The following is a 19,551-nucleotide window of genomic DNA, read 5'->3' as shown; positions in this document are numbered from 1 at the left end:
CTTGCCTGAACGATGCTTAGGAATTAAGGAGCCATATTACCCCGTTAAGATAACTGGCAAAGCTGAGCCACAAAAAATAGGGTATAAGTAATAACCTCAGCGTGCTTTCCTTAATTTTAATAATTAGAAATGCATTCAAAACAACCATGACTAAGAGCCATAAAAAACTGAATCCTAACCAATGGAATTGAAAAAAGAATGGCGTCCATAGCCAATTCATGATGAGTTGGACTAGATAAAGATTAAATACCTTTGCACTACGAGGGTGACGGTGATGTTGCCATAAATGAAACCCCACGATGGCAAGAAATGCATATAACAGGGGCCAGACAATGGAAAAGACCCAGCCAGGAGGAGTTAGAATTGACTTATGAAGCCCTTCATACCAAGAAAGGATATTAGCTTGCGTTAATAAACCTAAAAAAAAGCCGATTAATTCAAAAGATAAAATCCAAATAATTAATTTAGTCCCGTTTTTTTTGCTCAAAATCATCCCTCCATATTCGTGTTAATCCCTCTCGGAATGAAGGATAATTTAAAACAATATTAAGTTCTTTTTTTATTTTCGCATTAGAGACACGACGATTGCTTAAATAAAAATCCCGTTCCTTTGGTGATAATACAACCTGATCAAAGGCGATTAAAGGTAAAGAGGATTTTTTAAGTAAGTAGGCGGCGTATGCATCAACCTCATGAGGGGCTGCAGGTTCATCATCAGCCACATTGTAGATGGATAAAGGATGGGGGTTCTTTATTGAAGCCAAAAGTACAGAGGCAATATCATCAACATGAATACGTGAAAATACCTGTCCTTCTTTATAAATACTGTATTTTTTCCCAGCGTCGAGTCGTTCAAGCGAATTTCTTTGGGAGCCATAAATTCCCGCTAATCTGAAAACGTGCAAAGGGAGTTGATTTTTTTTTGCATAAGTCAACCAGGAGTTTTCTGCCTCCATACGTAAAACACCCGATGCGCTCTCGGGTTTACAAATACTTTCTTCGTCGACCCAATTTCCCTGATAGTCCCCATAGACTCCTGTAGAGGATAGATAACCTAACCACTTAATATGTCCAGCATGCCTTCTGATTAATTGGGAATAAGAAGCTAATACCGAATCTCCATGCCCCTCCAGTGGTGGAACACTAATTAAAAGGTGAGTCGCCTTACTCAGGTAGCTCTCAATATCGGAGGCATCAAAATCAATAAGCCTGAGCGCTGAAGAATGATTCATTAATTTTTTGTTTTCTTGCCGTGTTGTTCCAACCACCTCAAAACCTAGCGAAGTAAGTTTTTGAGCAAGCGAAGTGGCTGTGTAGCCAAAACCAAATATAAAAAAAACAGGGTTCATTTACCTTACTTCCTTTTAGCTGCAAACATAATTTATTTAAAAACCTTAAGTAGAGTAACGCCCTTTCGTGACGTTACTCTAGGAAAGGCTGATAATTGCTAAAGAACGGATGGGCTCGCAATTGACTTTTTGAAGGTAACAATCAAATTTGAATCTTTCGTTTTGGTGGTCATCGAATTAGGATCATAGCCTTTGGGTAGTTGAAATGCCTGACTATAATTACTCTGAGAATAGCTTACACTTTTGCTATTATCCTGTGCTCGGGTAATTTGTTGGGTTATATTTGAGCTCACTATTAATTGTCCCTGTTTAACGGAAACGTCGACCTTACTATTTCCCTCTTTAGGTAATTTTATTTTATAGACAATCTCATTTTTATTTTCTTTAATTTCAACTGTATTTGTACTACCAAAGGGTATTTGATTAGATTGATGCGTCAAATTATGTTGCATTTGTGAAAATTGGCTTTTCATCAAATGGTCCATAGCTCGTTGCATTTGCGCCATTTGTTTTAAAATATCATCAGGTGATTGAAAGAATGGATCGCTATCAAAAGGATCTAAAGCTGCTTGCTGATGGTTATTTTGCACTTGGTTATTGGGTTTGACCTCAAGCGCCAGGGCTCTTCCTGATATCATAGTGATAAAAGGGACAGAGATTAAAATAGGAATTAGCTTCTTTTTCATAGAAATCTCCTTTGCAAAATTAAAGGGATAAAGGTTCGAGTAATCGATTCAAGCGAGTATTCAAACCAGTTATTAACTTCTTCTCTAAGCAAAATAGGCAGGCCGCTATTTTATTTACTCTTCAAAAAATAAGACCTCGCCAGAAGACACATCGTATAAACCACCAATAATCTTAATGGTTTTATCGTCGACCAACTCTTTGATAATACTGCTTTTATTTAAAATATTTTGAATGCTATGAGTGATGTTAATTTTGGCAACTTCATTAACGTAAGCGAGATTACTCCCATTTCGGTCTTCTTTAAATGTTTTTTCTTGTTGAATTGCGGGCTTTATTTTTTCTAACAACTGAGTCAAGGATCCCAACTGAGCATTGTCACAAGCACCTTTTATTGCACCACAATTGGTATGGCCTAGTACCACAATTAATTTAGACCCCGCGGCTTTACAAGCAAACTCTAAACTGCCAATAATATCTTCATTGACAATATTACCTGCGATTCTAATGCTAAAAACATCCCCCAAGCCTTGGTCAAAGATCAGCTCTGCTGGTGTGCGTGAATCAATACAACTTAAAATAGTAGCAAATGGAAATTGTCCGTCCGCGGTTTCATTCACTTGTTGTAGTAAATTTCGATTAAATCGCAAGTTTTGAATAAACCGTTGATTTCCCTTGTGCAGCAAATCGATTGCTTGGTCTGGGGTGATATTATGTTGTTCTTTTTTACCAATTGTTTTCATAAATACTCCAATCCACTAACTTAATTATTTATATCGTTTTTTTTAATTTCCATTACGTTCCTCTCGATGGTCTTGCAAATATCATTCAGAGGTAGATGGCTCAAATTATCAATAGAAAAGGGGTTTTGTAATTCCACACCTATTTGATCCAGAGAAAAAAGCGCATAGGCGACCAAAGTCACGACCATAGGGCTAATATAGGGGGAGTAGTTAACTAAAGCGGCCGGAAGGATGAGCAAAAAGAGCAGAATAAATCGACGTGATTTAATTGCCATGACAAAAGGCATAGGCGTTTTTAATATCCGTTCACATGCGCCTTGGCAATCGATAATTGTTTCCCTCACCTCTTCTGCTTTCAAAAAAGAAAACTGATTTAATTGCTCACGTTCCTGCATCTGCGACAGCATGGATGCTTGTTTTGCTGAAATAAAATTAGGTTTATGTTGCCACGCCTGCATTTCAGCATAGGTTTCCTCACTCAATAAATGTTTTACTTCTTCGACAGAATCACTGCCACGCAGGCTATTCTTCATCAGGAAGGGCATTGCTGCAACCAGACCAAGAATTTCCTCGATTTCGTCTTTATTCGCAGGGTCTACATAACTTTTTATGATAATTGCTAAATTTCTGCTGCAATTAACCACAGTACCCCATAGCTTTCTTGCTTCCCACCAGCGGTCATATCCCGCATTGACCCGAAAAACTAAAATTAATCCCATAATTACCCCTGCGTATTCAAAGGGGCTTATTGGCAGAGCCAAATCAGGAATAAAAATACTTAGCGTAGAAATAAAACAGGCATAAACAAATACTGCCAAGACCTTGGTAAGTACTCTGGGAGTAACCGAACCATGAATAGCAAGCGCACAATCCATAAAATTAGGATATTCATATTGATTTCTAATTTTCTTATTTTCTTTCATAACCCTTCGCATCTAATTTATGCCTACAACTCCTGGTTGTCTCACATAGTTAAAACGGAACATCGATTAGCAATCGACAATTTTTATATTCCATAAAATTTCTTAATTCGGGCGGCACTTCTATTGCCGATGAGTATGAAACAGAACGAACTGATGACATAACTTAACCCTCTTAATTGTAAATTAGCGATGCCCTTTAAATTAAGAGATAAGAACTATATAGGGATTGTTGGAGCTAATTTCAAGATAATTATAGGAAATCATAAAATTAGTAGCTTATTTTTTAGCTCCGAAGTACCTCGGAAATGTAGGCCCAGCGTGCCTTACACCCTTTTTGCATATTAAGCTAAGGTAGTATTAATTTTTTTGTTATTAGCAAGTTAGATGACGACTACCCCCATTTGAGGGTAACATAGTAGCATCTGTTACTCATAAATGATCCTTAAGATGTAAGGAGCAACGCGCTTCATGCCAAATGATATTGCTATTTCAATTAATGCACTGCAAAAGATTTATGAAAATGGTTTTAAAGCATTAGAAAATATCAACCTTGAAATTCGTCAAGGTGAAATTTTTGCCTTGCTTGGGCCCAATGGTGCAGGCAAAACAACCCTGATTAATGCGATTTGCGGTATTGTACAACCCACTCATGGTACAGTCAGCATCTCTGGCTATGACAACATCCGCCAATACCGTCAGGCACGCACAGCGGTGGGTTTAGTCCCCCAAGAACTGACGACGGACGCATTTGAAACCGTATGGGATACCGTTAATTTCAGTCGCGGTTTGTTTGGCAAACCTAAGAATCCTGCATATATTGAAGAACTGTTAAAACGCCTCTCACTTTGGGATAAAAAAGGTTCGCAACTGCAACATTTGTCCGGTGGGATGAAGCGTCGCGTGATGGTTGCCAAGGCCCTCTCTCATGAACCGCAAATTCTCTTTCTTGATGAACCCACCGCAGGTGTCGATGTAGAGCTGCGTAAATCCATGTGGGCACAAGTGCATGCCCTGCGCGAAACCGGAATTACGATTATTCTCACCACCCATTACATTGAAGAAGCACAAAAAATGGCCGACCGGGTGGGAATCATTAATAAAGGCAATTTGATTCTCACCGAAGACAAAAATACCTTAATGCATAAAATGGGTAAACGGCAAATGATTTTCGTATTACGCGAGCCATTAGCCAGTATTCCGGCCGGCTTAAAAGATTATCCTTTAACGCTAGAACAAGATGACAATGGTGGTAAATTGATTTTGACTTACGATACTGAAGCCGATAATGATATTTCCGAGGTGTTGGATAATCTAAAATCAAATGGCATCCGCCCAAAAGATATTTATAGTCATCAAAGCAGTTTAGAAGAAATATTCATTGGATTGCTGGGGGAAAAATGAATCTACGTGGTGTTGGGGCAATTTATAATTTTGAAATGGCACGTATGTTCCGTACACTAGGACAAAGCATTGCCTCTCCTGTGATCTCAACGGTCCTTTATTTTATTGTGTTTGGCTCAGCTATTGGTTCCCACATGCAGGCAATTAATGACATCCCCTATGGTGCCTTTATTGTTCCGGGTTTGATTATGCTAACCATCTTGGGCCAGAGCGTATCCAACGCATCTTTTGGTATTTATTTCCCCCGTTTTACCGGCACCATCTATGAAATCCTCTCTGCCCCTCTTTCTTTTGTCGAGGTCATGTTAGGTTATGTAGGTGCGGCGGCAACAAAATCTGTAATCATTGGGGTGATTGTGCTGGCAACTGCCTGGTTTTTTGTGCCCTTACGTATTGCCCATCCGATATGGATGGCCTTCTTTTTAATTATGACCAGTGTGACCTTTAGCCTGCTGGGCTTTATCATTGGTATATGGGCTGATGGCTTTGAAAAGTTACAATTAATTCCTCTACTCATTATCACCCCCCTCACCTTTCTGGGTGGGAGTTTTTACTCCATCCATATGCTCCCCCCATTCTGGTATCAGATTTCCTTGGCCAATCCAGTCGTCTATTTGGTGAGTGGATTTCGTTGGAGTTTTTACGAGCACAGTGATGTGAGCATCACTATTAGCGTCACCATGATTTTAACTTTTACCGTCCTTTGCCTAGCGATTATCGGCTGGATTTTTAAAACAGGGTATGGATTAAAAAAATAAATTTAATGCCAATTCAATGGCATGCATTGATGCAGCGCAACGCTGCATCTATACTGCAAATGGCGAGACTATAACTTACTAATAACAAAGGCTCTACAGTCAAGGATGATGTCATGAGAAAGCGAGTTTCCTTACGAGTTTATTACTTGGTCCTACCCATAATTACGGCCTTGGGGATTTCATGCAGTCAAAATGAGAGGACTCGCCCCCCAGCCGAAGCCAGGCCCGTTAAAGCGATTCAAATAGGCAACTCAAATGAATTCAATGGTCGTGCCTTTCCAGGACGAGCTCGAGCCTTTCAGCAAGTTAATTTATCCTTTAATGTAGATGGTGCTTTAATTGAATTGCCGGTTAAAATTGGGGATCAAATTAAAAAGGGTTCTTTAATTGCCAAACTGGATCAGCGAGAATTTGAGGCAAAAATACAATCAGCGAATGCCGAGTTTATCCGCGATCAACAAAATTACTCACGAGCTAAAGCACTCGTAGGTAAAGGGCATATTTCCAAAGCAGATTATGATCTGTTGAAAGCCAAACTTGCCGTGTCACAAGCAAATAAAGACTTAGCAGAAAAAACCCTAAAAGATAGTGTGCTTCTCGCTCCCTTCCATGGAAAAATTTCTAACTTATATGTGGAAAATTTCCAGACGGTCTCCAGTAAACAAAATATTGCTCGCTTATTAGATACTTCGCAAATTGAAATGGTAATACAGATTCCAGAGAGCTTAATCAGCTACATTCCATTTGCCAAAAATATTATTGTGCATTTCGACCCCTTTCCCAATCACCCAATTAATGCGCAAATAAAAGAAATAAGTAATGAAGCCTCCCCAGAAACCCGCACCTATCCCGTTACCCTACTTATGCAACAACCTACGGATATTGAGATATTACCTGGCATGGCTGGTAAAGCGACAGGGCGTGTAGAACAGGCAAAAATACAACATAAATTAACGATTCCTGCTTCTGCCGTCCTGACCACCGATGCCGAGAAAAAAACTTATGTCTGGATAATCGACCCACAAAACCAGCAGCTGCATCGACGAGAGGTCACTATTGGTGAACTCACGCCCACAGGAATATCAGTGCTTCAAGGATTGCATGAAAAAGAATGGGTAGTGACCGCAGGCATTCATAGCCTCAAAGAAGGAGAGAAAGTCACCGTTTTAAATGAACAAGGAAATTAAAAATGGCTTCATTAGCAAAGAGTGCCATTAAGAACAGAACCGTCACCTCGTTTATTTTATTGCTGCTCGTTATTGCCGGTTCCATTTGTTTCTTTAACCTTGGTCGCTTAGAAGACCCTGAGTTTACCGTTAAAACCGCAACCATTACCACGCATTATCCAGGGGCTAGCGCGGAGCAAGTTGAATTAGAAGTAACCGATCGCATTGAGAAAAAAATCCAGGAAATGTCGGAAATAAAAGATATGTCCTCCATTTCCCGGCCCGGGCTTTCCATTATTAAGGTGAACATCAAAAACGAATATTGGTCCGATCGCCTCCCCCAGGTCTGGGATAATTTACGTAAAAAAGTCCAGGATATTCAAAGCAGTTTGCCGCCAGGAACCGATACCCCAGTAGTAGGAGATGATTTTGGTTACGTATTTGGTTTTCTCTTGGCGGTGACCGCCGATGGGTTTAGTTATGCCGAGCTGGAAAATTATACGAAAGAAATTCAAAAAGAACTCAATATTGTTCCCGGTGTTGCACGAGTTGATTTGTGGGGTGTGCAGCAAAAAAGAATTTATTTGGATATCTCCAATACGCAATTTTCCCAATTAGAAGTATCCCTTGCAGACATAGAAAAAACTCTCAAATTGCAAAACCAGGTAGTCAATGCGGGGTATGTAAATTATCAGTTACAACGAATGCGCATTGCTCCTACCGGTGAGTTTAGTAAGGTAGATGCGATTGGTGATTTGGCAATTACTCCGCAATTAAAATCCAATAAACCACAAAACAATGATGAAATTATCAGAATTCGTGATTTTGCTGAGGTTAAAGAAGGCTATATCGATCCCCCAGAGCAATTAATGCGCTATTCCGGCTTACCAGCAATTGGTATCGCTTTGGCTCCACTTTCAGGAGTTAATGCCGTTAAAGTAGGCCAGGATGTCGATAAGCGTCTGGAAGAGTTACAGCAAAAACTTCCCCGAGGAATTGAGATTCATAAAATATCCTGGCAATCCGATATTGTTGCCGAATCAATAGACGCCTTCCTCATTAATTTACTCGAAGCAGTAGTGATCGTTTTACTGGTCTTAGCATTTACCATGGGACTAAGGGCGGGAATGATCATTGGAATTTCAGGATTAATTCTAGCCATTTTAGGCACCTTTATTATTATGCAATTGCTGCATATCGACCTACAGCGCGTTTCTCTAGGCGCATTGATTATTGCCATGGGAATGATGGTGGATAATGCCATTGTAGTCGTTGATGGATTTATCAGCCGTTTTCAACAAGGAATGTCACGAGAGGATGCCGCTGAAGAGGCCGCACACATCTCTGCCTGGCCCTTATTAGGAGCAACGGTTGTTGCCTGCATGGCTTTTTATCCAATTTTCGCATCAACTTATGATACAGGTGAATATGCAGGAAGCTTATTCACCGTCATTGCCGTATCCCTCATTTTAAGCTGGGTACTTTCGCAAACCGCCACTCCCCTTCTGTGTATTTTATTTATGCCCGATCCCAAGAAAACAGTGGGTCAAAAAGAGCCATACAAAAGCAGGTTTTATAGAGGCTATAAAGTTGCGCTTGAAGCGGCGATACGCTATCGAATACTTTTTAGCCTAGGAATGTGCGGACTTTTAGTACTTTCCATTATTGGGTTTCGCTTTGTTCCTATTATGTATTTCCCCGACTCATCACGCCTGCAAGTAATGATTGACTATTGGGCGCCCGAAGGGACTCGCATTCAAGTAGTATCTAAAGATCTTGAAAAACTTGAGCAAAAACTATTGAAAGATCCAGGGGTGAGCAGTGTGAACACCTTTATTGGTCAAGGACCTCCACGATTCTACTTACCCGTGGAATCGGAATTCCCTTATTCATCCTACGCGCAATTAATTGTAAATATGAATAGCCTGAAGGATGTCGATAGATTAGTGGCAACACTGCCTAAATGGAATAATAAAAATTACCCACAATCCATGGTGCGAGTGCGTAAATATGCCGTGGGGGCATTTAATAACTGGAAAATCGCTGCCCGATTTAGTGGGCCGGCTAATGCCGATCCCAAGGTGTTACGTTATCTTGCAGAGCAAGCGGTGGAGATTTTAAGAGCAAGTCCTCATGCAATTGACATACGCACTGATTGGCGTGAACCCGTATTACAAATTGTACCTGAGTATCAACAAGAGCGCGCGCGTTGGGCGGGTATTTCACGGCTTGATTTAGCGCAAACCTTAGAACGAGCAAGTGATGGCATTACGGTTGGACTTTATCGCGAACAAGATAGCTTGATTCCCATTATTTTGCGCCAACCATTGAGTGAGCGGGATACGGCCGCAGTTGAGCTCCCCTTATTACAAGTCAATTCGCAATTAAATACTAAAACAACACCTGTTTCCCAAGTAATTGATGGGATAAAGCTCGTATGGATAGACCCAATCCTTTGGCGTTGGGATAGTAAACGTGCCATTACGGTGCAGTGCTCCCCCTATGAAGCCACCGCCAATACGCTTCGCGAGAATATCTTGCCCAAGTTTGAGAAAATTAAATTACCTCCGGGTTACACCTTAACCTGGGATGGAGAATATAAAAGCAGTCGCGAATCTGCGGAGGCCTTGAAACCAGGCCTATTCCCCGCAGTTGTCATCATGCTGTTAATTATTGTCATGCTATTTAATGCCTATCGCCCACCGATAATCATTATTTCGGTAATTCCTTTTGCGATGATCGGAATCACCTTTGGCTTGCTTTTTACCGGCGTTCCCTTTGGTTTTATTGCTCTGTTAGGAGCAATGAGTTTATCGGGGATGATGATAAAAAATTCCGTCGTACTCTTGGATCAAGTGAATTTAAATCGTGCCAGTGGGATGAAGGCATATGATGCCGTGGTATCCGCTGGATTAAGCCGTTTATCACCAGTCGTTAATGCGGCAGTAACCACCATCTTAGGGGTTATTCCTTTATTACAAGACGTGTTTTGGGTTTCGCTTGCCGTAACCATTATGTTTGGATTAACCGTTGGAACCATTCTCACGATGTTTTTAGTTCCAGCCTTTTATTGCATTTTGTATCGGATTAAACCGAAAAAAGAACAACAAGAAGATTAATAATGGCTCTTATAAAAAAATGGCGTTTCCTTTTTCTATTCTTTGTTATTTTAACTTTTTGTTTGTTTAGAGCGATTGAAGCGCAAACAGGCAAACAGTCCATTGCCGATTTGTTTTTAGTGGCTCTAATTATTGTAAGTTTGATCGCAATTGCCGAGCATAAAGAAAAGCTGATTCATGGCTTATTTATTTTAGGCATGTTAGAAATAAGCCTAATTGCCGTGAACCTATGGCTAATAAGTTTTCCGGATCATTTTCTAAAATTATTTTTCGGAGTACTTTTTTTCCTACTCATGACCATTACTTGTGTCAAACTGACCCTCCAGGATAAAACCATTAGTGTTACCACCCTATTCGGATCCCTATCAGCGTATCTATTTATCGGTTTAACTTTCGCCTATTTGTACTTACTGGTTTATTTAATATATCCCCAAGCAATCAATGGTTTAGAACCCTATGCCGACACCAGAGCAATTTATTTTTCGTTCATTACCTTAACTACCGTGGGATATGGTGATGTAGTCGCAACCACTCCTATTATGCAATGCCTGTCATGGATGGAAGCTTTTTGCGGCCAAGCCTATTTAGCTATTTTTATTGCACAGCAGGTGGGAAGATATGCGTCAAAACCTTGATTGTGCATCCTAATTACCCCTGTCCTACGTGAATATTACAACTCAGCCTATATTTTCATCAATTAAAAAAGACTAGGCTTAAAAAGGCTGTTTTTGTAAACTTACTTCTCTTAAGAATTGTCCAACAAAGCATTTAGGAAGCAATGAAATTATTTGTGAGGAAACCCATATATAGTCCTAGTGTGCTATGGATTAAATTCCCAAAGATACGTTATCTAATCGTTTTAAACCTGATAATGATAATCACCTGCGGAGCCCATGCGTACCAAACTCCTAAAATGTTACCCCCATTAATGCTATGGGCATGGGAAGCACCACAAGATTTAAGGTCGATTGATCCCCAAACAACGGGAGTGGCATTATTAATATTAACGATTAGTTTTGAAAAATCGCAAATAACTTATTACCCGAGGCAACAGCCGTTATATGCCCCACCAAATACCTACCTAACTGCCGTAGTACATATCGGAACTCCTCCCAAAAATTTGTTGAGCAGTACGATTGTGCAATTGTGGGCATTAAAAATAAAAAATGCCTATCTTCGAGGCGCTTATAAGGAGCTACAGATTGATTTTGATGTAGGACCAAGTCAACACCAATTTTATCAAGAGTTACTTTTAACACTGCGTAAAGAACTAGGTGGACATACTATCATTTCGATTACTGCACTAGCCTCTTGGTGCACCAATGATCGATGGATACTCAAGGCAGATTTGCCCATTAATTATGTTGTACCCATGTTTTTTAGCTTAGATACGAATCAAATGCGTCGTAATCGTTTTATAAATAGGTTTGACAGACAACGCCTCGTAGCATATTGCCAAGGCCCAATTGGATTAACGACAGGAAATGATTGGGATGTACCAATAAAAACATCTCAACCAATTTTTATATATAACAAGGGTCGTTGGACAAAAGACGCATTACATAAAGCCCATACGTTACAACAACTGCACCAGTCATAGGATGGTAATTGATGAAAAAAATGATTTTATTGGGGTTGCTTATTACATTTAATAGCTTTTCATGCAGTGATAACGCCCTGGAACCAGGATTTGGGAATGCCACTTATCCTGATATGCCCTTTAACAATTTTGCAGCGGGACACTTAGGCGTTATCACGCCACATTTAGCCACGTCCTATTTAACAGTAGCTTATCGCTATTTCAATCATCTACCCTTAAATACAGCCGAACAAACGAACATATTAAATGTTTGGCATGATTATTTTTTGGCTCAACCAGCGTACCCTCAACCGGTTTATTCTTTGGCAGATACGATAGATAAGTTTTGTTCATATACTGATAAATTCGATAATGAGCCCATTAACAGGGACACCCTACCACAATTCATCACAGGAATAGTTAATCAACATAAAGCATATTTTAATTGGCGCGAATATCGACTAAGCGTATTAGACTTACCTACAAAACTACCTGTCCCCCACCCTCGAGCAAACGGAGAGTATTGGACCTATGATATTCGCAGCTTTTACTCAGCCTTAGCCTTTAAAGAAGACAATATTAATGAGATAAATGCAGGCCCTGGCTTTAATTATTTAGTATTGGCAACCGAGCGTTTGCATGCAATTAAAGATGTTTTAGATAAACAAAAAAATAATGAACCAGAAAAAAATTCCACCCTAACTATAAAGGAAGAACTATCTCTTTGGATTAAAGCACAGCAACAAATATTTATGCGCACAATGGAAAGCAGTGAAAAAGCTAGGAAGCTACTCGCCAAATTGCCAGAGAATGTGCCCCCATTAGTCAAAGATGATATTCAATATTCCATCGCGGCGAGCTATTTATATGACGGCACCTCGGAAGGGGCAAAAGTGGCAGCACAACAATTTGCTACATTAGCCAATAGTACCACATATCCTTGGCATGAGTGGGCTAAATATTTACAATATCGAGCATTAAATATAGCCGTTAATTACATGCTTCAAAGTAATAATATGGATAGGCTTTGTGCAGAAAATACCCCATGTAGAAACTTATCGGAACAAGCTTATGAGGGAATGTTAGACTTATCAAAAAACGCAACGAACTCTCACATAAAAGAGGCGGCGACTGATTACACCAATGTGATCTTGATGCGAACAAAATGGACGGCAGAAAAGACATTTAATACATTATTGCATAAGAGTTTAACCCATATAGATCAAAAGGATTTTACCAATTTAGTCGTGTTATCTAATAACACAACAGCTGATAGAAGTAATGAAATCAGCTTATGGCTAAATAATGTAATGAATATTCGAAGCTATCAGAGTCCTAAAGGTCCCACGTTTAATGATGCTTATAGCCATTGGCAAAATAACCCCCAAAACCTGGCTTGGCTCTGGCTTGCCGTTTACACAATAAAATATGCTAATACAAACCAACAAAATGCGTTAACTAAGGCAGTACTAAATGTCTCCCAACAAGATCCGGCATTTATTCCATTACGAGTAGCCTTAATAACTCATTTTGCTGATCTTAAAGAGCCCGCTCTAGAGGCCAACCAAAAACGCAGTATTATTGATGACACACTTGCCAAGCTATCTATTGGCGAAGATTTTCACACCACAACATTGCTACTAAATTTAAGAGCTAAATTTGCAACATCATTAACTGACTTTATCGAGCACGCTTTTTTTTATCCTAAAAATAAATTACTAGCCTGTGAACACAAGAAGCTACCTAATTATGGTAAGAATTATATCGTTAAAAATGCTGCAAGGATTATTAATATGCTCCCCCCCTCCATGCTAATGGAATTAGCACAGATGCCGAATGTTCCTGACAATTATCGCCCTGTTTTATATGCTAATCTGTGGGTAAGAAGTATTTTATTTAATGATAAAAAGCTAGAGGATGCCGTCAGCAAATATGCTATGAAGTATAATCCTGTGCTCACGCAAACAATTGGGGAAATGGCCAAAAGTAATAATTCAGATGAAAAGAAAACTCTCTTTTTAAAAACTTTATTACATTATCCAAGTCTCAGTCCAATGATTAATTTAAAACTATATGAAACCTGGCAAGGCAATGATACCGAAAGTCTAAATAGTATTGTATTGCGTCATGACGATTTAAACACCGCTTACCATTATTGGTTATGGTCTGCCTGTGGTAAAGAATGTAAAACCTCGCCCCTCACTTTTCTAACTACCGCCCAACTTAAAGAATATCAAACCCAGTCAATACAAATTAATAATTTGGCTAGTGCTACTAGCTATATAAGTGATTCTCTTGTTTTATTAGCTAATCGTTATCCTCAGGATCAACAATATGCGGAGTTACTCGCACTTTTTATTAAATACACAAAATATACGTCAGGAGGCTCCAAAAAAGCGTTTACCGCATTAAAGAAAATCTATCCTAACTCACACTGGGCCAAAAGCACGAAATACTATTATTAACCACCTAGCCTGAATCCAGCGTAACTCGTTGGAAGGCTCCCTTTTCGACGTACCATGGCTGCGGCACGTCGAAGATTTGCTAAATTTGTAACTAAACGTATTCTCCAGTACATCCAGACTGCATTTGCTTTTTAGTAACTTAGCACCTTATACCAATTAACCTTGAATGTTGTCTTTTTCTCGTTCAATCCATTCTAAAAACGCTTCGCGATCTGATGGAGATAAGTTAAAAAACTTATTTTTTATTGTTTCAATTGGTTGATAGTGTTTTCTGGGTGTTTTGACATAAGTTTCATTGATATTCATTTTCCCCTGAACCACATTTTCATAGGCATCCGGATCTTTCTTCATTAACTTCAAAAGTTGGCCATCAACCGAGCGTGAATGAGAAGGTAGATACGTAATTGTGTTTTCCTGCTCTAGCTCTGGATTCGTTGTATCTTGTTCTCGAAGATCATTATTCAAATCTTTGATGGAGATTTTGTTTTCCCTTGCATAACTCCTGACGGTGTTATCCACTCTACTCAAAACATCCCCCCAATGTGCTACATGTTTTTTATTTACATTCATAGCAGAGCGCAATAACCACAACATTTCATTGTTAGTAATACCTAGACCGTCTGAGGACTTATCAAGAGCATATTCGCCAAAATTTTCATAAGGCTTTGTTTTTTTGGTCCACACTTCCCGAGCAATGATCTGAGATATTACGGAAGGAAGACTCTGAGTAATAAGTTGATTAAACTCGCCTATATACTGATTCGCTTGCATATGCAGTTCTTCATCAGAAAGATTTGAAGTCTCGTCATTTAATGTTTTATTTGAAAGTTCGTCTGATTGCATTATAAATCCACTTGTTGAGCAATAACCGTTCGGCATTTGAAAATTACGAAACAGCTATCTTAAGCTGATAAGCTAATTGAACTCAATAAGCGGTGCAAAATAACGGGCCTCATTACTCGTGTTAACTCACAAACTGGAACGTATTGTAAGCAGCTGAACTATAATTTTAATCAGAGTCGATAAAATTTGCTCATTAATTATGGGCAGTCCAGCCAACATGATACCATTCAACCAGCTATGTTGTTGCCAGGTAGTCTTTTCCATACTGTTCTAAATAATCATTATAATTACCCAGAAAATCCTGTACCCCGTATTGTTCGGTCAAGACAATGATCCGCGTGGCAATATCATCAATAAAATAACGATTATGGCTGACAAATAATACCGATCCAGGAAACAGTTGAATGGCTTCGATTAAGGCATCGATGGACTCAAGATCTAAATGGTTGGTTGGCTCATCAAAGATTAAGGCATTATGCTTTTCCAAAATTAATTTGGCCATAATTAAACGAGCGGACTCTCCTCCACTTAATACACCGATTTTTTTATCAACATCCGCTCCGCGGAATAATACTTGGCCAAGCACTTTTCTAATTTCCTGACTGGGTGCGGCAATATGGTCTTCCATCCATTGCAAAATAGTTTGCTCTGGATTCAGTTGAGTTCGATAATCCTGGGCAAAATAACCAACCTTTACTGTATCGCTCCATTCAAAACTACCCTGATCGGCATGTAATTCTTTTAATAAGATTTTCAAAAACGTCGACTTACCAATACCATTGGGTCCAATAATGGCACATTTATCGCCGCGTTGAATGGTCAACGATACATTCTTCAATAAGACTCGTTCATCAAATTTTTTGTGCAACTGCTCTACTTTTACGACGACTTTGCCTGAAGATTTCTTTTGCTGGAAATTAAAGTAGGGTTTGGAAATATTCGAATCTTTAATTTCGACCAACTCAATGCGATCGATCATCTTTTGGCGTGAAGCCGCCTGGCTAGCCTTACTTGCTTTTGCACCAAAGCGATCAACGAAGCCTTGTAACGCATCAATTCGTTTTTCCTGGTTTTTCAACTCGCTTTGTTTCAAGCGTAAGCGTTCCTCTTTGGAAAAACAAAACTTGTCATAATTACCTGGGTAATCCAAGATGGTGTCGTAATCAATATCAAGGATGTTCGTGGAAGTATTATTAAGAAAACTACGGTCATGCGAAATAAAAATCAATAATCCTTTAAACGAGGTTTTTAGGAACTCCTCTAGCCAGGCAATCGAGATAATATCCAAGTGGTTAGTTGGTTCATCAAGCAACATGATATCAGGTTGTTGATAAAGAACCTGAGCCAATAAAACGCGTAATTTGTAACCACCAGATAAAGCGCTTAAAGGGCCATAATGAAACTTTTCAGCAATACCTAAGCCAAGTAATAAGTTTTTTACGGTAGCTTCTGCTTCGTAGCCACCTTGGTTCATCACTATTTCTTCTAATTCACTCAAGCGAAAACCATCTTCCTCAGTAAAGGTTTCTTTAGAATATAAGCTCTCTTTTTCAGTAAGCGCATCCCACAAAACAGGATTGCCGCGAATAACCACGTCAATGAGGCGATCTTGTTCATAACGAAAGTGATCTTGCTTCAAAATGCCTATTTTATGCATTTTTGCTTTTTCAACAGAGCCCTGAGAGGCTTGCTCTTCGCCGGCTAATATTTTTAAAAAAGTAGATTTCCCTGTGCCATTGGCACCCACCACACCATAACGTTGGGTAGGCAATAAGGTCAAATCCACATTTTGGAATAACGATTTTGGTCCAAACAGCATACTTAAACTTTTTACTTCTAACATTAACCCAGCCTCTCAAAACAAGATGTTCACAATTGAATCGATTTGTTCTTTTTGTGCAATTTTAACATTATTTGTAATAATTAGCATGCAACTTAACCGGATTAAGCGATTTAAATTGGCTATTGAACTGATAAATATCCAATTTCAGCACACAAATTGATTTAATATTGAACTAAAAAATGTTAACCTATACCCTTTTATACGACAGAAGCACTTTCAATGATCCAATCTGAACTTCCCCTCTTCTCGCAGCTACCCCTACGCGAAGAACTTTTAAAAAGTCTTAGTTCGTTAAATTACGAACAGATGACACCAATCCAAATGCAAAGTCTACCCATCCTCCTTAACAATGAGGATATTATTGCTCAAGCAAAAACCGGTAGTGGCAAAACAGCAACTTTTGGTTTATCCCTGTTAAATAATTTAAAAATTGCCTTTTTTGGTGCCCAAGCTTTAGTTTTGTGCCCCACCCGGGAATTGGCAGAACAAGTAAGTCAGGCAATTCGTCGCTTAGCTTGTTTAATGCCTAATGTTAAAATTATTAATTTGTCCGGTGGCATACCGATGAAGCCACAGCTGGACTCATTAAGGCATGGAGCTCATATCATTGTAGGCACACCTGGTCGCGTTCTTAAGCATTTAAAAGGTGGTTCCTTAGACTTAGGACAGTTAAAAACTTTAGTATTAGATGAAGCCGATAGAATGCTGGATATGGGATTTTTGGATGACATCACCAGCATCATTGCAGCGACTCCCAAACAACGTCAAACCTTGCTTTTTTCTGCGACCTATCCTGAGGAAATCAAACAACTGTCAAAGCAGTTTATGAAGAATCCTAAAGAGGTTCATGTGGAAACCTCGCATGATGAAATGGACATCGAACAACGTTTTTATGAGGTAGCAAAATCCGCTCAGAAGTTTTCCGTGTTAAAGTCTTTACTGCTCCATCATCAGCCTGCGTCAACGTTAATCTTCTGTAATACCAAGCAACAAACAGCGGATGTGACCGACCAACTTATTCACGAGGGCTTTAGTGCAATTGCTCTAAACGGTGATATGGAACAGGTGGATCGCGATCTAGCGGTTTTACGTTTTGCCAACCAAAGTTGTTCTATCCTGGTTGCAACGGATGTCGCCGCGCGCGGGCTTGATATTAAAGAACTTCCTGCGGTGATTAATTATGATCTGGCCTTTGAGCATGATGTGCATATCCATCGTATTGGTCGAACCGGACGCGCAGGAAATAAAGGGATTGCTTTAAGTATTACTACACCTGCGGATGCGCAACGACTTTGTGCTATTGAAGAGGGCCACCCCTCCCCCATTGTCTGGGGAAACACGAATGATTTTGCTAATAGCAGCTCAACGCGATTAGTGCCAGAAATGGTTACTCTGTGCCTGGCTTCGGGTAAAAAAGATAAAATTCGCCCCGGAGATATTCTCGGCGCGTTAACCAAGGATGCGGGATTAGCAGGAGATAGCATCGGCAAAATTAACGTTACGGCTCTGTATTCCTATGTTGCTATCCACCGTAATCATGCGGACAAAGCCTATCGTTATTTACAAAATGGGAAATTAAAAGGCCGTAAAGTTTATGTGCGTAAAATAGGATAAACAATTAATCGCGATACGCCGCTCTTCGGCTTGCGGTAGCTTATCTCAGAAGCCCCTCTCAAACTGACTAAAACTCGAATTACCATCGCTTACCCCTGAGATGGTAATTCGAGCACGAGTGACCTATGAGACAGCCGCGGGACGTCGAAAAAATGGGGGAATAATTAAGTGCTCGCTCACTTATTCGCCGATCAACTCCGCTAATTTAAGCGCCGGGCGAGGATCTCCGCGATCTTCAATAAACCAAACTGCCATTAACATTAAGCGTACAAAAACCCAATCGCGGATCCGCTGCGCATCAAGTCCTGATTTTTGTGCCAGCAGTTCAACTCGCGCCGCAAAGAGGTTTTTAACATTGGGAGTTTCTGCAAGTTCATTAATGTACATAAAATCAAAGGCAGCAATTTCAAACTCAGCTTCACCAATCACACCTTTAGGATCAATGGCCAACCATTCATGACCATGTTTTAAAATATTGTCATGATGCAAATCACCATGTAAGAAAATAAGTGGCTTTGAAGAAGTAAGAAGTTTATTGCTTAACGTAACTGCCTTATTTAATAAAGCATTAGGTATTGCTTGCAATGCAGGGCTATCAAATACTTTGAGCCAATCAGCAACCTGAGGGTAATTTGATTGTTTAAACCGTGCTTGCTTATGGTGCAGCCGTTGCAGGGTATCAACATAACAATCCATTACATAATCCTGCTGCTCTGGATATAAAAAGCTAAGCCTTATCCCAGGAAGTGCTTGCTGTAATAATAAGGCATTATACTTGCGGTTATAATCAATCAGCTTAATAACCCCACGAGAACCAAGATTGGTTAAAGCCTGTTGTTCCTTGCGAATACTTTGACTCTCATAACTAATTTTTAAAACCACTGGCTCACCAGTATTTAACTTGGCTTTGGCAACATAATTAAAGGTCATATTCGAAACCGCACTTACCTCACTTAAGCCCCAGTGGGTGGTCAGTGCGGTTATCAGGGTAGGCAAATTAATAATCCACTCCGCTCCTTGTACGCCGAATAGATTAATTATGTTTTGCTTTAGGGTCTTCATTT

At 39.7% G+C, this 19,551-nt stretch carries 16 protein-coding genes; 8 read left to right on the top strand and 8 right to left on the bottom strand.

What is annotated here, in order from left to right; translation table 11 throughout:
- Positions 1 to 16: 16 nt before the first annotated feature.
- From ACD661_RS13605 to ACD661_RS13585, 5 genes are all read right to left on the bottom strand, one after another.
- Entirely contained in the window at positions 17 to 493 is a 477-nt protein-coding gene (locus ACD661_RS13605) for a TspO/MBR family protein (RefSeq protein ID WP_400188412.1), read from the bottom strand.
- On the bottom strand, positions 465 to 1,349 hold the full coding sequence (locus ACD661_RS13600) for an SDR family oxidoreductase (protein WP_400188411.1): 885 nt from the start codon (positions 1,347 to 1,349) through the stop codon (positions 465 to 467). Before ACD661_RS13600 ends, ACD661_RS13605 begins: the two co-directional genes overlap by 29 nt.
- Positions 1,350 to 1,447: 98 nt before the next feature.
- A complete protein-coding gene (locus ACD661_RS13595; RefSeq protein ID WP_400188410.1) occupies positions 1,448 to 2,035 on the bottom strand; it encodes an Hsp20/alpha crystallin family protein in 588 nt (195 codons plus the stop codon).
- A 114-nt stretch (positions 2,036 to 2,149) separates the two neighbouring features.
- Positions 2,150 to 2,776: a carbonic anhydrase family protein gene (locus ACD661_RS13590; protein ID WP_400188409.1), complete on the bottom strand. Its 627-nt coding sequence runs from the start codon at positions 2,774 to 2,776 to the stop codon at positions 2,150 to 2,152.
- Positions 2,777 to 2,796: 20 nt separating this feature from the next.
- Entirely contained in the window at positions 2,797 to 3,699 is a 903-nt protein-coding gene (locus ACD661_RS13585; protein ID WP_400188408.1) for a bestrophin family protein, read from the bottom strand.
- A gap of 468 nt (positions 3,700 to 4,167) precedes the next feature.
- On the opposite strand from ACD661_RS13585, the gene ACD661_RS13580 reads away from it, so the two are divergent.
- The 7 genes from ACD661_RS13580 (at position 4,168) to ACD661_RS13550 (ending at position 14,187) form a co-directional block, all read left to right on the top strand.
- On the top strand, positions 4,168 to 5,100 hold the full coding sequence (locus ACD661_RS13580; protein WP_400188407.1) for an ABC transporter ATP-binding protein: 933 nt from the start codon (positions 4,168 to 4,170) through the stop codon (positions 5,098 to 5,100).
- Positions 5,097 to 5,858, top strand: a complete 762-nt coding sequence (locus tag ACD661_RS13575; protein WP_400188406.1) for an ABC transporter permease — start codon at positions 5,097 to 5,099, stop codon at positions 5,856 to 5,858. The genes ACD661_RS13580 and ACD661_RS13575 overlap by 4 nt, the downstream gene beginning before the upstream one ends.
- Before the next feature lie 113 nt (positions 5,859 to 5,971).
- Positions 5,972 to 7,045, top strand: a complete 1,074-nt coding sequence (locus ACD661_RS13570) for an efflux RND transporter periplasmic adaptor subunit (RefSeq protein ID WP_400188405.1) — start codon at positions 5,972 to 5,974, stop codon at positions 7,043 to 7,045.
- Between the two features lie 2 nt (positions 7,046 to 7,047).
- A complete protein-coding gene (locus ACD661_RS13565) occupies positions 7,048 to 10,143 on the top strand; it encodes an efflux RND transporter permease subunit (RefSeq protein WP_400188404.1) in 3,096 nt (1,031 codons plus the stop codon).
- A gap of 2 nt (positions 10,144 to 10,145) precedes the next feature.
- Positions 10,146 to 10,778, top strand: coding sequence for a potassium channel family protein (locus tag ACD661_RS13560; protein WP_400188403.1), 633 nt, complete (start codon positions 10,146 to 10,148; stop codon positions 10,776 to 10,778).
- A gap of 293 nt (positions 10,779 to 11,071) precedes the next feature.
- Positions 11,072 to 11,743 carry a hypothetical protein gene (locus tag ACD661_RS13555; RefSeq protein ID WP_400188402.1) on the top strand — a complete coding sequence of 224 codons (672 nt, stop codon included), beginning with the start codon at positions 11,072 to 11,074 and terminating at the stop codon, positions 11,741 to 11,743.
- 11 nt (positions 11,744 to 11,754) lie between these two features.
- Positions 11,755 to 14,187, top strand: a complete 2,433-nt coding sequence (locus ACD661_RS13550) for a hypothetical protein (RefSeq protein WP_400188401.1) — start codon at positions 11,755 to 11,757, stop codon at positions 14,185 to 14,187.
- 156 nt (positions 14,188 to 14,343) lie between these two features.
- Here the strand turns inward: ACD661_RS13550 and ACD661_RS13545 are convergent, their stop codons facing one another.
- On the bottom strand, positions 14,344 to 15,030 hold the full coding sequence (locus tag ACD661_RS13545; protein WP_400188400.1) for a hypothetical protein: 687 nt from the start codon (positions 15,028 to 15,030) through the stop codon (positions 14,344 to 14,346).
- Between the two features lie 235 nt (positions 15,031 to 15,265).
- Complete coding sequence (locus tag ACD661_RS13540; RefSeq protein WP_400188399.1) at positions 15,266 to 16,873, bottom strand: ABC-F family ATP-binding cassette domain-containing protein; 1,608 nt, start codon at positions 16,871 to 16,873, stop codon at positions 15,266 to 15,268.
- A gap of 219 nt (positions 16,874 to 17,092) precedes the next feature.
- On the opposite strand from ACD661_RS13540, the gene dbpA reads away from it, so the two are divergent.
- Complete coding sequence (gene dbpA / locus ACD661_RS13535; RefSeq protein ID WP_400188398.1) at positions 17,093 to 18,487, top strand: ATP-dependent RNA helicase DbpA; 1,395 nt, start codon at positions 17,093 to 17,095, stop codon at positions 18,485 to 18,487.
- A gap of 180 nt (positions 18,488 to 18,667) precedes the next feature.
- On the opposite strand, the gene ACD661_RS13530 is transcribed toward dbpA, so the two are convergent.
- Positions 18,668 to 19,549 carry an aminoglycoside phosphotransferase family protein gene (locus ACD661_RS13530; RefSeq protein WP_400188397.1) on the bottom strand — a complete coding sequence of 294 codons (882 nt, stop codon included), beginning with the start codon at positions 19,547 to 19,549 and terminating at the stop codon, positions 18,668 to 18,670.
- Between the last annotated feature and the right edge of the window lie 2 nt (positions 19,550 to 19,551).

The sequence above is a fragment of the Legionella lytica genome (assembly GCF_044626755.1).
GTDB lineage: Bacteria > Pseudomonadota > Gammaproteobacteria > Legionellales > Legionellaceae > Legionella > Legionella lytica_A.
This window is presented reverse-complemented; position numbering and strand designations above follow the sequence as displayed.